General features: G+C 69.0%; 13 protein-coding genes. 7 read left to right on the top strand and 6 right to left on the bottom strand.

The window, feature by feature from the left end; translation table 11 throughout:
- Positions 1–61 precede the first annotated feature (61 nt).
- From FVA74_RS08065 to FVA74_RS13605, 3 genes are all read left to right on the top strand, one after another.
- Entirely contained in the window at positions 62–916 is an 855-nt protein-coding gene (locus FVA74_RS08065; protein WP_168220091.1) for a DUF3097 domain-containing protein, read from the top strand.
- 70 nt (positions 917–986) lie between these two features.
- Positions 987–1,169 carry a PspC domain-containing protein gene (locus FVA74_RS08060; protein ID WP_147721531.1) on the top strand — a complete coding sequence of 61 codons (183 nt, stop codon included), beginning with the start codon at positions 987–989 and terminating at the stop codon, positions 1,167–1,169.
- Between the two features lie 35 nt (positions 1,170–1,204).
- Positions 1,205–1,378: a hypothetical protein gene (locus tag FVA74_RS13605; RefSeq protein ID WP_168220090.1), complete on the top strand. Its 174-nt coding sequence runs from the start codon at positions 1,205–1,207 to the stop codon at positions 1,376–1,378.
- Positions 1,379–1,398: 20 nt separating this feature from the next.
- On the opposite strand, the gene FVA74_RS08055 is transcribed toward FVA74_RS13605, so the two are convergent.
- Genes FVA74_RS08055 through FVA74_RS08030 form a run of 6 tightly spaced genes read right to left on the bottom strand, consistent with a single transcriptional unit; the run spans position 1,399 to position 8,034 of the window.
- A complete protein-coding gene (locus tag FVA74_RS08055) occupies positions 1,399–2,253 on the bottom strand; it encodes a polysaccharide pyruvyl transferase family protein (RefSeq protein WP_147721530.1) in 855 nt (284 codons plus the stop codon).
- Positions 2,250–3,431 carry a right-handed parallel beta-helix repeat-containing protein gene (locus tag FVA74_RS08050; RefSeq protein ID WP_147721529.1) on the bottom strand — a complete coding sequence of 394 codons (1,182 nt, stop codon included), beginning with the start codon at positions 3,429–3,431 and terminating at the stop codon, positions 2,250–2,252. Before FVA74_RS08050 ends, FVA74_RS08055 begins: the two co-directional genes overlap by 4 nt.
- Entirely contained in the window at positions 3,428–4,906 is a 1,479-nt protein-coding gene (locus FVA74_RS08045; protein ID WP_147721528.1) for a lipopolysaccharide biosynthesis protein, read from the bottom strand. Before FVA74_RS08045 ends, FVA74_RS08050 begins: the two co-directional genes overlap by 4 nt.
- A complete protein-coding gene (locus FVA74_RS08040) occupies positions 4,903–5,763 on the bottom strand; it encodes a glycosyltransferase (RefSeq protein ID WP_147721527.1) in 861 nt (286 codons plus the stop codon). The genes FVA74_RS08045 and FVA74_RS08040 overlap by 4 nt, the downstream gene beginning before the upstream one ends.
- The gene (locus FVA74_RS08035; protein ID WP_147721526.1) at positions 5,760–7,196 is read right to left on the bottom strand and encodes an O-antigen ligase; all 1,437 of its coding nucleotides are present in this window, start codon (positions 7,194–7,196) and stop codon (positions 5,760–5,762) included. The genes FVA74_RS08040 and FVA74_RS08035 overlap by 4 nt, the downstream gene beginning before the upstream one ends.
- Positions 7,174–8,034, bottom strand: coding sequence for a hypothetical protein (locus tag FVA74_RS08030; RefSeq protein WP_147721525.1), 861 nt, complete (start codon positions 8,032–8,034; stop codon positions 7,174–7,176). Before FVA74_RS08030 ends, FVA74_RS08035 begins: the two co-directional genes overlap by 23 nt.
- Positions 8,035–8,295: 261 nt before the next feature.
- Between FVA74_RS08030 and FVA74_RS08025 the strand changes: the two genes are divergently transcribed.
- Genes FVA74_RS08025 through FVA74_RS08010 form a run of 4 tightly spaced genes read left to right on the top strand, consistent with a single transcriptional unit; the run spans position 8,296 to position 13,137 of the window.
- Entirely contained in the window at positions 8,296–8,889 is a 594-nt protein-coding gene (locus tag FVA74_RS08025; RefSeq protein ID WP_147721524.1) for a DapH/DapD/GlmU-related protein, read from the top strand.
- Positions 8,886–9,881: a glycosyltransferase family 2 protein gene (locus tag FVA74_RS08020; protein ID WP_147721523.1), complete on the top strand. Its 996-nt coding sequence runs from the start codon at positions 8,886–8,888 to the stop codon at positions 9,879–9,881. The genes FVA74_RS08025 and FVA74_RS08020 overlap by 4 nt, the downstream gene beginning before the upstream one ends.
- Positions 9,878–11,050: a glycosyltransferase gene (locus FVA74_RS08015; RefSeq protein ID WP_168220089.1), complete on the top strand. Its 1,173-nt coding sequence runs from the start codon at positions 9,878–9,880 to the stop codon at positions 11,048–11,050. The genes FVA74_RS08020 and FVA74_RS08015 overlap by 4 nt, the downstream gene beginning before the upstream one ends.
- The gene (locus FVA74_RS08010; RefSeq protein ID WP_147721521.1) at positions 11,047–13,137 is read left to right on the top strand and encodes a glycosyltransferase; all 2,091 of its coding nucleotides are present in this window, start codon (positions 11,047–11,049) and stop codon (positions 13,135–13,137) included. The genes FVA74_RS08015 and FVA74_RS08010 overlap by 4 nt, the downstream gene beginning before the upstream one ends.
- Positions 13,138–13,139 lie beyond the last annotated feature (2 nt).

The raw sequence follows: 13,139 nt of genomic DNA, 5'->3' as shown, positions 1-13,139 counted from the left end.
CACCTTGCTGAAGGCTGTGCCTATTCACAGCGATCGCGGAGCAAGGGGATAGCCTCTCTGGGTGAGTGACGACCCCTTCGGCCCCGACCGTTACAGCTCCGATGTGCTCGCCGACTTCTCGCGACGCAAGAGTCCCGCTCCACCGCCGCAGGTCGAGGCAGTCGACGACCTCGTGATCGAGTGGGGCGACACCGGATACTGCGGTGCCGTCGTCGGGATCGATGGCCGACACGTGCAGTTGGAGGACTTCAAGGGGGCCGTGCGGCTCTTTCCGCTCGGGCCTGGATTCCTGCTCGAGGGCAAGCCCGTCGTGCTCACGGCACCCGCCCGCAAGGCGCCGAGCGGAATGCTGCGTTCCGCCTCAGGGTCAGTGGCCGTGACCGACCACACGGCGCGCGTCGCGCGAGCGAGCCGCATCTTCGTTGAGGGTCGCCACGATGCGGAACTCGTCGAGAAGGTGTGGGGACACGACCTGCGGGTCGAGGGCGTCGTCGTTGAGTACCTCGAGGGGGTCGATGATCTTGAGTCGATCATCCGCGACTTCCGCCCGACGGCAGAGCGGCGCGTGGGCGTGCTGGTCGACCACCTCGTGCCGGGGTCGAAGGAACAGCGCATCGCCGACGCGGTGCGGCGCGGACCCCACGGCGCGAACGTACTCGTGGTGGGGCATCCCTTCATCGATATCTGGCAGTCTGTCAAGCCGGCCCGCCTCGGCCTCGACGCGTGGCCCGTCATCCCCCGGGGCATCGAATGGAAGCACGGTATCTGCGAGGCACTCGGCTGGCCGCACGAGGAGCAGGCTGATATCGCTCGGGCCTGGCAGCGCATCCTGGGCACCGTGCGCAGTTATGCAGACCTTGAGCCAGTGCTGCTCGGCCGAGTCGAGGAACTCATCGACTTCGTGACGGTGGAGTGACCCCAGATTCAGGGTCGGATGGGGGTGATCCCCCATGGCACGCTGGGCGGACTCGCGTCAGGCTGTAGGCATGCCACAACTTGAACGCCCTCGCCACGGCCGCGTCATCGCGGGAGTCTGCGCCGCGATCGCCAACCGCTTCGGTTGGTCGGCCGGAATCGTGCGACTCGTCTTCGTGCTCTCGATCCTGCTGCCCGGCCCTCAGGTGCTGATCTACCTGCTCTTGTGGATCTTCGTTCCCAAGGAGCGTTGACGCCTTCGGGGCCTGCGGCGCGGTAGAGTCGAAGCATGAACATCGTCGCCTTCGTGCTGTCTTTCGTCATCTTCGCCGGTGGCCTGGTACTCATGGGGTACGCGCCGGAGATCGAGGGCCTCGAGCTCGTGTCGTTCCTCGGCGGAATCCTCGCCGTCTCCCTCGCGGTAGCGATCCCCGTTCACGTGATGAAGCGCGCCGACCGCTAGCACGAGCGCAGTCTCGGCCATCAGTGCCAGAGATCGCTCGGAAATGACGCGAGGAGAGGCCCCGGGTCCCAGTTGAGGGCCGGGGCCCCTCCCATGTCGATGGCCTCATCGACGGATGCCGCGAGCAATCCCCGAGGGTCCCGCCCCGTGCCGAGGTAGTAGTCCTCGTACTTGAAGGGGTCCTCGTGCCGTGTCGCAACGGCACGCGCCGGCACACCCAGGCTCTCGGCGGCGATGATTGCGTGGAGTGATGAACCCACCACGAGCTGGCTGTGACGGATGCGCCGGAGGATTCCCCGCACGGGCGAACGCGGATTGACGATGTCGCGGCGCCATCCTGCCGGGAACGTCGCGCGGGGCGCCAGCTCGTTCAGGTTCGGCACGACCGTCAACTCGTGCCGCGGGGGAGCCGGGCGGCTTGCCAGCGCGGGGAACACCCTTGGGAGCAGGAGCGCCGGGTCGCCGTAGACCGCCGGGACCTCGGCGCCGAGGGCCCTGAGCGACTCGGCCGTGCGGGGGCCGCGGACCGCGCGCACATCGAGGGTGCCGGCGATCGTGGCATCCGCCGGCCCCTTGGGGTTGAGTCCCGTGCCCCACACGACGTCGCCCGGCTCCGCGAAGTGCAGGATCGAACCGATCGCGACGAGGCGAGGGTCGCCGGATGCCCGTGGCAGTCCCTGCGCCAGGCGGGAGACGATGAGCGGGCCGAGCAGGTCGCCGAAGTTGCGCAGCGGCCTCGACCGGCGCGCGGGCCTGCCCCACCTGGAGGTGCGGCGCAGGGGGTCCCAGTGCACGACGGCGACGCCGTTCGCGTCGCCGAGCACGACCTGGCCCCGCCGCTCGCCGAGGAGCGGGCGCGCCGCCAACCCGGTCATCCCGCTCCCGCCTGTGTCTCGGCGAGGCTCTCGCCATCGAAGGACTTCTCGGCGGGGGCCACGTCACCGGTGCCTTCCACCTCCGCCTGTGCGGGTTCGGCGAGCCTGAGGTCACCCGCCGTGCGGTCGACGACCTCGACCTCCTGCACGCGGTTGCCGTCGCGGCCGATCGCGGCGGGTTCGTCGCAGAGGCCCGTGTTCCACCTGGCGACGATCGTGTTGCTCATCGGCATGTCGCAGTTGGAGACGTAGTCGATCACGTTGCGGTCGAACACGAGGCCCGGCAGCTCCTCGACGAGCACTGAGCCGTCGATCATGGTGTTGTTCCGCACGATGACGTCGGATGCCGTGGTCTCCCGAAGGTCGAGGAGGGTGCCGTTGCCGCACAGCTCGCTCTTCTCGACGCAGCCCTGCACGTGGTTGGACTCGATGAGCACATCCGAGATGCCGTTCCCGTTGCCCGGGGAGAAGATGATGCTCGCGTTGTGGCAGTTGCCGATGTAGTTGCCGCGGAGCACGAGCGCCGAGCTGTCGAAGATCTGCACGCAGTCGGCGTGCACGTCATTATCTGCCGTCTGGTCGTAGTCGCGGATGATGCTGTTCTCGACGAGCACATTCGACGCGCCCGAGAACTGGATTCCGTCGATCGAGCTGCCACCCTCGAAGGTTGAGGAGCTGATGACCACGTCATCCGCGTGCACGAAGAGGCCAGAGCCGGTCACGTGCACGGAGTCGAGCGTCGTGCCGCTCGCTCCCTCATCGAGGTAGACGACGCCGGCGACCGGCAGGTCGCGCCACGTGATGTTCGGCGCGTCGGTCTTGATCGCCGAGATCACGGGCGCCGATTCCGGCGCAGGCTCGACGACGACGTTCTCTGCGACTGAGGCGAGTGTGCCGACCTCCCCGATGTCGATCTCGCCGTACTCACCATCGCCCAACTGGATGACGGTGCCAGCGATCGCCGTGCCGAGTGCGTCGTGAAGCGCGCAGGGCTCGGCAGTCGAGCATTGGGTTCCCGAACCTTCCGGGGATACCGAGAGCGCGCTCGGGCCTGTCGCGGGGGCGCCGCCGTCGGGGTCGTCGCCCGTACAGCCGCTGAGCAGGAGGGCAGCGACTGCCGCGACGCCCGCAACCGTGGCAGCCGGGCTGCTGCGGCGCCGCGAGGTGGTGGTGGTCATGCTGTGCTCCTTTCCGTGAGGTCGCGCCGGGACCGCGCCCGCGCGATGAAGTCGAGCAATTGGCGGATGTCGGCCCTGTAGGCCGGGATCAGGAGGGCGGCAGCGAGCGGCAGTGCCCCGAAGAGCGCGCCGATCGCGAGCTCGAGGAGGTCGTGCAGTTCAACGAGTGAGGCACCCAGATGCGCCATGCCGAAGCAGAGGGGCGACACGAGGAGGGGGCGGATGACGGGGGCCGCGACATCCGTCACCGTCACGGCGGTGCCGCGAATCGCGACGAGGAAGCCGGGAACGAGCAGCGCGAGCGACACGAGACCGTAGAGGAGCGCGAGGCCGTGGAGCCCGCCGAGGAGCACGCCGACGATGAAGGAGGCGATGACGATGGGCTTGGTCACGAGGAAGTAGACGAGCTGCACGTGGGCCCGGCCGAGGGAGATGTAGATCCAGCCCGAGACGTTTCCGAGGGTCTGGGCGACCCCCGCGATGGCCAGCAGGCTGAAGATGGGGGCGGCCTCCGCCCACTGCGGGCCGAGGAGTAGGCCGACGAGGGGCACGGAGAGTGCCGCCGCGATCGCGAAGCTCGGCAGTGAGACATACGCGAGCACGAGGAGCGAGGCGCGGATGTAGCGGCGGTAGCGTTCCGGCTCGTCACGGAGCCTGCTCAACACCGGGAGGGCGACCCGCGCGAGCGGTCCATTGAGCTGGTTGATCGGCAGCATGAGCAGCGCGTAGGCCCGCGAATACATGCCGAGGGCGCTCGCGCCGAGCACGCGCCCGATGATGACGTTGTCGAGGTTCCTGGCCGCGTAGTTGAGAAGCTGCACGCCGAGGACGCTCCCGCCGATCGAGACGAGCGGATTCACGGAGCGGTCGATGCGCGGTGAGCCGAAGTGGGGACGCACGATGAGCGCGAGCGACGCGAGCCGCCAGGTGAAGGTCACGGCGTTGAGCGCGATGAGTGACCAGACGCCGGCGCCGAGGAAGGCTGCGACGATGGACGCTGCGACCCCGGCCGCCATCGCGAGCACCTCGATCGTGGCGAGTGACTGGAACCGGAGGTCGCGCTGCAGGCGCGCCTGCAAGGGCGTGGAGAGGCTGTTGATGAGCACGGTCGGGGCGAGTGCGAGGGTGAGGAGCACGAGCCGTTCGTCCTGGTAGACGGCCGCGACGAGAGGGGCGGATGCCGCGGCGAGCCCCGCGAAGACCACGCCCAGCAGCACCGAGAGCCAGTGGAGCGATGACCATTGCCGCTCATCGATGCGGGAGGCCTGCACGATTGCGCTGCCGAGGCCGAACTCGCGCAGGAGTTCGGCGACCCCGACAATCGCCGTCACCATCGCGACAAGCCCGAAGTCGTCTGGCGCGAGGAGCCGCGCGAGCACGACCGTGGAGAGCAACTGGATGAGTGTGCGCGACCACTGGCCCGCAATCGTGACCATGGTGCCCCGGGAGGTGTCGCGCGCGAGGGTGTCTGTCACAAGCGGCTCGTCTCGTCGCGGTCCCAGTGATGCGTCGTGCCCGCGCGCAGCTTGCGCTCAGCCGCGAAGTGCGTCGCGGCCTGCGTGGCGCAGTAGACGAGGAAGGGCCACCAGAGCCGCGGTCGCGTCGGCAACTGGGGGAGCACGCTGCGCACGCCGGATCGCTCGGGCGAGGCATCCGCGCTCTCGGGCCGTCGTGCGAGGCCGAGTCGTGCGAGCTCCCTGTTGCCGGCTGCGATGCGGCCGCCGCGAGTGATGAGGGCCCGCAGGGTGCGCGGGGGACGCACGATGAAGCAGTGGTCGTGGAGGGTCGCCCGCTCGTCGAGGCGGAACAGCTGCTGCACGTAGCGGTCGTCGGCGACGACGGAGGGGAAGACACCGAAACGGGCACGCCCCTCCCGAGACAGCGCGTAGAGCCCCGAACCGACGTGCCCCTCGGTGCGGAAGGAGGTGCGTTCCCAGATGCGGTAGTAGGCCCGCACGAGGCCGCTCGCGCCCTCGAGGTCGAGCACCATGCGAGGGCTCGCCACGAGCGGCCCGCCGGGCTGTGCAAGCAACTCGGCGAGGGCCGCGAGGGCTTCGCCGCTGACCTCGACGTCGGCATCGACGTAGGCGCGCGGGAAGCGGCTGGCCGCTGCATCCGCCGCATTGAGGGCAGCGACCTTTGACGCCGACTGCAGTTCGATCACGCGCACCTCGGGCGCGACGGCCCGGCAGCGATCGGCGGTGCCGTCCGAGCATCCGTTCGCCGCGACGATGACCTCGAGGTCACCAGGGGCGCCCTCGAGCATCCTGCGCAGCGAATGGCCGATGACCGTCTCTTCGTCGTGCGCCGGCACGATCACGCTGAGGCTCATGACACCACAGCCTCTCGCGGGAGCTCTGCAGGCTGGGCACGGGGCAGCCGCTGTGAGGCCACCCACGAGCCGAGGCCGAGCAGCACGAAGAACATCAGGAAGGTCTGGATGAACATGAAGGCGTCGAAGAAGAAGAGCGAGACGGAATAGCCGAGGATGGCGATGCCGACCGCGAGAGCAAGGTCGCGCTGGCGCTCGCTCAGCCCGCGTTCCGCCGCGCCAGTGCGTCGCGCAAGGCCGATGAGGTGCATCGCGGGAAGGAGGATCAGCGCGAGCACGCCCATGACGCCGAGGATGCCCGACTCAAGGAGCGTGCTGAGCATCTGGTTATCGAGGATGAACGCGTTCGCGAGGCGTCCAGTGGTGATGCGGCTGCCGAGCCCGGTGCCGAAGAGCGGGTTGATCGATGCCTGCTCGAGGCTCGGCTCGAGGTCGGCGAGCCGCCCGGAGCCGGTCATCCCGGGTGCCGTCAGTTGCGATTCGATCAGCGCCGTGGGGCTCGCGAGATTGCGGATCATGTCGCCCACGTTGCGAGGGGAGGCCAGGTAGGCGAGAAGGGCTGCGGGGATGCCGAAGACCAGCACACGGCTGATGGCACTCGGCCGCATGAGCACGAAGACGATGGTCATGACGGCGAGCATCACCATCCCGGTGCGGGATACGGCCGCGATCATCCCGACGCCGAGGCAGAAGGTGCAGCCGAGCCAGAAGAGTTGCCGGTTGCCGAGGGTCACGGGCCAGCGCGCATGGCGCGACTGGTAGATGGCGAGTGGGATGAGCAGGCAGAGGAAGACCGCGAGGGCGATGGGATGCTGGGACGGGCCGAAGGCGCGCACCGTGCCCTCCTTGACGAACTCGTTCTCCTCGAGCGTCGTGCGTTGGAGGAAGGGCAGGGCGTTCGCGAAGAGGATGAAGACATTGATGCGCGTGACACGTTCGAGCGCCACGAGCACGCCTGTGATCGCACCGAGCACGGTCGCGAAGGCGATGACCCTGTCGACGGCCGACTCGGTGTTTGCGAGCATCCGAACGACGAAGAAGACCGCGGAGATGAGCACGACGCTTCCGAGGCTCGATACGGCGTTCTCTGCGAGGCCCTCCGCGACGAGGCCCGGCACGTTGAGGCCGATCGACACCACCTGCGTGAGCAGGTACACACCGATGAGTCCGCCGAAGCTGAGTCGCTGCCAGCGGAAGCCCCTGTCGGTCAGGAGCGCGACGACGATCGCCGCCACGGTCAGCGCGATCATGATGCGGTAGGGCTCGAGCGCGAACGACGACGGAATCGGCAGCGAGTACCGCCGCGCGGGCACGATCATGATGATCGTCACGAGGAGGAGCAGGAGCCCCGACCATCCGAGCACGAAGCCCGAGCGGCGCGGGGGTGCCGCCGCGGTGTCGAGCGGCGACTCAGTGCGTGAGCGCACGGTCATCGGCTCGGTCCTCGATCAGCGGATGCTGCGGGGCCGCCGTTGCTCCGGCCCGATCCGCCCTGGCGTCTCGCTCGACGCCCGCTACCCTGAGCTGTTCGGCCGTGGGCTCTTCGGCCTCCTGCCTCTTGCGGGCGCGGGCCTCCCGGCGGTTCCGTCCGGCGTTGTCGACGATGAGGATGAACACGACGAAGGCGAGGAAGACGCCGACGCCGACCGCGACCATGGGAAGGTAGGGGCTGCTTCCCTCGAGTACCTCCGCTTCTTCCGTGCGGAGGGTCTCGAAGATGACGCGGTCGCTCGCAGGAATTGCCTGGGCATCCTGCTGGGCTGTCGCGTACTGCTTGAAGATCTCGGCACCCGCGGTCGAGATGGCCTCGGCGCGGGCGGGCGAGGTCGAGGTGCCGAGCACGTCGACGATGGGGAGCTTGTAGTCGCCCGGGAAGCGCTCGCTGCCGTCAGGCTGCGTGGTGCGCTGCACACCACTGATGGTCTCGTCGTTGCTGAGGGGCCCGACCTGCTGTTCGACGAGGTCGCGGATGCCGTCACTGCTGATGAGGTAGGCGTAGATCACGGCCGTGTCGGCGAGGCTGCGACTGTCGCCCGGCGTCTGGCCCTCGATGAGCGGGCGGGGCGGGATCTCGCTCGAGAAGATCGACTGGCGCGGTGTCTGCAGCATGACGGTCGTCGACGCGGAGTGCTCCTGCTCCGCGCGAAGGTCGAAGGTGCCCTTCTCGAGGGTGAAGCCCGAGAACAGGGCGGCGCCGAGCGAGACCAGGATGCCGAGCGCGAGGAGGATCTTGTGCCGGAACAGCGCCGCAAAGAAGAGGCCTACGTCCATGGTTGTTCTCCCTGGTGATGGTCTGCGGCGACGATGAGTGTTCGCCTCGGTGCCGTGGCGACCGGGCGGGGTGCCCGAGACCCGGCATGGATAGGGGTGAGATGACGGCGACCCTGCCGCAGGAGTGGAGTTCACCCTAGGCAGCCGTTCGCTTCGAAATCAACGAAATCGGCGTGAGAAAAGCCTCATGTGGAGAGCCGGCTCGGCTCATCTTCGAGTGGTGCCCTGTGGGGGTTGGACACGACCCTGAAAGGACCGCGAATGAGCGCCATCACGAGCGCGGTGCGCTCCATCACGAGCGTGCGCACCTACCTGCATGGTCTGCGGATCGCGCACTTCTACTCCTACAGCCACGCTCGACAGCTGGGCCGCCTGCGGAGGGGCGAGCGGGTCACCTTCGCCCCCAACGTCTCCTTTCGCAATGCGGAGCGGATCTGGCTGGGAGACGGCACGCACATCGGCGAGCGCAGCCTTGTCTGGGCCGGCGACTCGACGGGGCGGATCCGCCTCGGTACCAAGTGCCTGCTCGCGCCTGGCGTCATGCTCACGGCTTCGAACTACTCGACGGTGCCCGGGGTGCCGATCATGGACCAGGCGAAGGTCGAGCGCGACATCATGCTTGGCGACGACGTGTGGCTCGGCGCCAATGTCGTCGTGACGGCGGGGGTCACGATCGGATCGGGATGCATCGTTGGTGCCGGCGCGGTCGTGACGCGTGATCTCCCGCCCGGCAGCATCGCCGCGGGAGTCCCAGCCAGGGTGATCGGCCGGAGGGGCGGCGAAGGCGCCGAGCCCTCGGCATCCGATGCTGACGATGCGATCGCCGTCGTCACTCCCATGGCGGGACGCTCATGACGGTGCACGCTGCGGCCGGCGGCCTGGCCGTCATCGTCGTGAGCTTCAATACCCGCGAACGCACACTCGCGTGCCTCGACTCCATCGTGCGAGCACGGCATGACACGCCCGTGCGGATGATCGTGGTCGACAACGCGTCCCGCGACGGCAGCGCCGATGCGGTGGCGGCACGGTTTCCCAAAGCGACCCTCGTCCGTGCCGGGGAGAACCTGGGCTTTTCGCGCGCCGTCAACGTCGGCGCCGCTCATGCCACCGAGGAACACCTCGTGCTGCTCAATCCCGACACGCTCGTGCGGGAGCGCTCGCTGGCCACGCTCCGCGAGTTCGCGCTCGAGCACCCGGAGTACGGGCTCTATGGCGGCCGCACCCTCAGCGACGCGGGAGCGCTCGATCCGAGTTCCTGCTGGGGTGCGCCGACGCTCTGGTCGCTGCTGTGCTTCGCGACGGGCCTCTCGACGGCTTTCCCGCAATCGCGAGTCTTCGACCCGGAGTCGCTCGGCTCGTGGCAACGCGACACGGTTCGTGAGGTCCCCATCGTGACCGGATGCCTCCTGCTCATGCGCCGCCGTGACTTCGAGCAGCTCGGTGGGCTCGATGAACGCTTCTTCCTCTACGGCGAAGACGCGGAGTTCTCGATCCGCGCCGCGGAACACGGGCACCGTCCCGTCATCGTGCCGGAGGCAAGCATCATCCACTCGGTTGGCGCATCGACGGGCGACCGCGGCCGCAAGATGGCGATGGTGCTGGCGGGCAAGGTGACGCTGTTCCGGACGCTGTGGCGCTGGCCGAGGTCAGCTATCGCGATCGGGTTGCTGCGTGCTGGCGTGCGCCTGCGTGCGGTGCTCGAGCGGGCCACTCGGCGACCGGATGCGATGTGGGCGCGCGCCTGGCACCTGCGCGGCTCATGGACCCCGGGGTATCCACGGGCGAAGCAGGCCCTCTTCGGGGAATCGGCGACCGAGGTGCCGACAGCGGAGGGGATAGCGGCATGAGCGACTTCGTCTTCACCTTCACCTTCGAGACCTACGACGATGCCGTCACGAGGGGGATGAATCGACCCCCTGACCGGCTCCTGGCCACTCTGCTCGACCATCCCCGTGTGGACGGGCTGCTCGTCGCCAACCCGCACCGCAGCCTCCTCAAACGGGGAGCCAAGAAGCTCCTGGGGGGCGGTGACGCGCCATTCCCGGCGCGAGAGCGCGTCGGCCTGCACACACCGCTCCGGCTGCGAGCAAGCGACCCGGTCGACATCGGTGGCCTGCGCGCGGCGGGACAGGACTACGACGCGTCCCTCCGGCGCGCGGCGGCGCGACTCGGGCTGCGCACACCGCACGTCATCACCGCGAGTCCGCTCGTCGCGGGGTTCGCGCCGCTCGACTGGGCGGCATCCGTGACCTACTACGCGCGGGACGACTGGACGGAGCTCCCCGCCAGGCGACCGTGGTGGCCCGGCATCCGCGAGGCCTACCGGCAGATCGCGACGCGCGGCGCGAGTGTCGCCGCCGTGTCGCAGCAGATCATCGACCGTATCGAGCCGATCGGACCCGCCCGGGTGGTGCCCAATGGCGTCGAACCTGCGGAATGGGCCGGGGAGACGCCGGCCGAGCCCGACTGGCTCGCGACGATACCCCGACCGAGGGCGCTCTATGTGGGCACGCTCGACAGTCGGCTCGACACGGCGGGGCTCCGTGTCCTGGCCGACGCGCGTCCCGAGCTGCAGATCGTGCTGCTCGGGGTCGTCGGCGAGGAGGCTGCCGTCGCGTCGATCGCCTCAGTGCCGAACATCCACGTGAGGCCGCCTGTGGGGCGTGCGCCCCTTGTCGCCGCCATCCGCAACAGCGACATGTGCCTCGTCGCGCACAATCGCACGCGGCTCACAGAGGCCATGAGCCCGCTCAAGATCTATGAGTACCTCGCGGGCGGCGCCCCCGTGCTGTCGATCGACCTCGAACCGGTGCGAGGGATCAGTGATCGGGTGCTGTTGACGCAGGATGTCGCGGGCTTCGCCGAGCGGCTCGATGAGGCGCTCGCCCACGGCCCCGCGCGAGAGGATGATCGCCTGCGCTTCGTGGGCGAGAACTCTTGGCGGTCGCGCCATGAGCAGATCCTCGACCTCGCACTCGGTGTACGCGCCGGGGTGACAGGGGACGGCCGATCGTGAGGGAGATCCTGCGCGTCGCATCCGCCCCCGCCCGGTCGACGCGGAAGGCGAACCCCTACAATCACCTGCTTGCGACGGCCCTCGAGTCGCTCCCAGGTGAGCCGAGTGTCGAGGTCGAGGAATTCTCTCTCGCGAAGCTTCTGCGCACGCCTCCCCACATCGTGCACCTGCACTGGCCAGAACTCACCTTCCTCTCGGGTCATCGTGGTCTTCGCCACCTGGCACGGCTCATGGGGTTCCGCCTGGCGCTCGCGCGAGCACGCCGCGTCGCGGGAACGCGGGTGATCTGGACGGTGCACAATCCGCGCCCCCACGAGGAACGGTCGACCACCATCGTGCGCGGCCTGTACCGGCGGATGCTGGAGCGCACGGTCGACGGTGTGCTGGCGCTCTCACACGACGGTCTCGAGGCCGTGCGGCAGGAGTGGCCGGGCCTCGCGCACCGGCCCGCTGCCGTGACGCGCCACGGGCACTACGGCCACGAGTACCCCCTCGACATCCCGCGCGAAAAGGCCCGTGATGCACTCGGCATCGCGAAGACGGAGACGATCGTGCTCTTCGCAGGCCAGGTGCGCCCCTACAAGAACGCGGGAGCCCTGCTGCGTGCGGCGACCGCACTGCGGGCTGAGCGGGCTGCGGCAGCCGACGGCCTCCGCGTCGTCGTCGCGGGCAAGCCCTCGGATCCGGGACTCGAAGGGGAACTGCGGATGCTTGCCGCCGAGCATGCGGAGGCCGGGGGCGCCGCGACGCTCGAACTCGAGGCGCTCGACGATGACAGGCTGGCCCTGTGGCTGCGCGCCGCCGACCTCCTCGTGCTGCCGTATCGACGCATCCAGAACTCGGGCTCGGCGATCCTCGCCCTGACGGCGGGACGGCCCGTCGTCGTGCCAGCCCTCGGTGCGATGGAGGAGCTGGCGGGGGAGGTGGGCCGCGAGTGGGTGCACGCCTACCCGGGCGACTTCGACGCGACGACCCTGCGCGCTGCCCTCGAATGGCTTCGTCGCGAACCGCGTGCCGAGCATCCTGACCTGTCCGCGCTCGACTGGCAGCACATCGCCGAGGCCACCCGCCACGCCTTTCTCACTGTGCTTTCCGCCCCACGACAGAAGGAGTCCAGGATGCATCACGCGGCATCACCGTCCGGCCGAGTCATGCTTGTCGCGACGAGCGGCGGGCACCTCACCCAGCTGCATTCCCTCCGCTTGCGCATCGCCGGCACCGAGAACGTGCTGTGGGTGACGGATGTCACGGCGCAGAGCCGATCGCTGCTGCGGGGTGAGCGCGTGTTCGGCCTCCCGAACCGCCCACCGCGCGCCTATCTGGGTGTTGTGCGCGACGCCATCTCCCTCGCGAAGCGCATGCGCGGCGAACGCATCACGCACGTCTACAGCACGGGAGCGCAGATGGCGCTCTCGGCTCTCCTCGCGGCGAAGCTCCACCGCGTTCCCTTCTCCTACATCGAGAGCGGCACGCGCGTGCGGGAGCTATCGGCGACCGGTCGCGTGATCGACCGCATCCCCGGGGTGCAGCGCTACGTGCAATACCCCTTCGCGACGAATGACCGTTGGCGTTTCGCACTCTCGGTCTTCGATGGCCTGAGCGTCGAAGAGGTGCCCCTGCCTCCCGAGGGGCACACGCCGCGGGTCGTGGTCTCTGTCGGTGGCAACGCCCACTACGGTTTCGAGCGCCTCATCCGGCGGCTGCACGCCATCATCCCGCCGACCTGGTCGGTGCTGTGGCAGGTGGGGCCGACGGATGTTTCGGACCTCGACATCGACGCCGTCCCGAGTCTGCCCGCAGCCGAGCTCGCGCACGAGATCGAGCGGGCCGACATCGTGGTCTCCCACGCGGGCACGGGGTCCATCCTGAGTGTGCTGCGTGCGGGGAAGCGACCCATCGTCGTGCCGCGCAGGGCCGCCCATGGCGAGCACGTCGACGGGCACCAGGATGACCTCGCCGACTATGTCGACGCCCGCGGTTTCGCCCTCGTGCGTGAGGCCGATGAACTCACGCTCGACGACCTCATCGAGAACCAGCGCTGGGTGGTGCGCCCCGCGGGGCGGGCTGCACCCGTCGCGGTCGCGTGATG

The sequence above is a fragment of the Salinibacterium sp. dk2585 genome (assembly GCF_008001035.1).
GTDB lineage: Bacteria > Actinomycetota > Actinomycetes > Actinomycetales > Microbacteriaceae > Homoserinimonas.
This window is presented reverse-complemented; position numbering and strand designations above follow the sequence as displayed.

Excerpts from the sequence above, each read along its gene's own strand:
- FVA74_RS08060 (WP_147721531.1), top strand. The coding sequence starts at position 987 with ATGCCACAACTTGAACGCCCTCGCCACGGCCGCGTCATCGCGGGAGTC.
- FVA74_RS13605 (WP_168220090.1), top strand. The coding sequence starts at position 1,205 with ATGAACATCGTCGCCTTCGTGCTGTCTTTCGTCATCTTCGCCGGTGGC.
- FVA74_RS08055 (WP_147721530.1), bottom strand. The coding sequence starts at position 2,253 with ATGACCGGGTTGGCGGCGCGCCCGCTCCTCGGCGAGCGGCGGGGCCAG.
- FVA74_RS08050 (WP_147721529.1), bottom strand. The coding sequence starts at position 3,431 with ATGACCACCACCACCTCGCGGCGCCGCAGCAGCCCGGCTGCCACGGTT.
- FVA74_RS08040 (WP_147721527.1), bottom strand. The coding sequence starts at position 5,763 with ATGAGCCTCAGCGTGATCGTGCCGGCGCACGACGAAGAGACGGTCATC.
- FVA74_RS08035 (WP_147721526.1), bottom strand. The coding sequence starts at position 7,196 with ATGACCGTGCGCTCACGCACTGAGTCGCCGCTCGACACCGCGGCGGCA.
- FVA74_RS08030 (WP_147721525.1), bottom strand. The coding sequence starts at position 8,034 with ATGGACGTAGGCCTCTTCTTTGCGGCGCTGTTCCGGCACAAGATCCTC.
- FVA74_RS08025 (WP_147721524.1), top strand. The coding sequence starts at position 8,296 with ATGAGCGCCATCACGAGCGCGGTGCGCTCCATCACGAGCGTGCGCACC.
- FVA74_RS08020 (WP_147721523.1), top strand. The coding sequence starts at position 8,886 with ATGACGGTGCACGCTGCGGCCGGCGGCCTGGCCGTCATCGTCGTGAGC.
- FVA74_RS08015 (WP_168220089.1), top strand. The coding sequence starts at position 9,878 with ATGAGCGACTTCGTCTTCACCTTCACCTTCGAGACCTACGACGATGCC.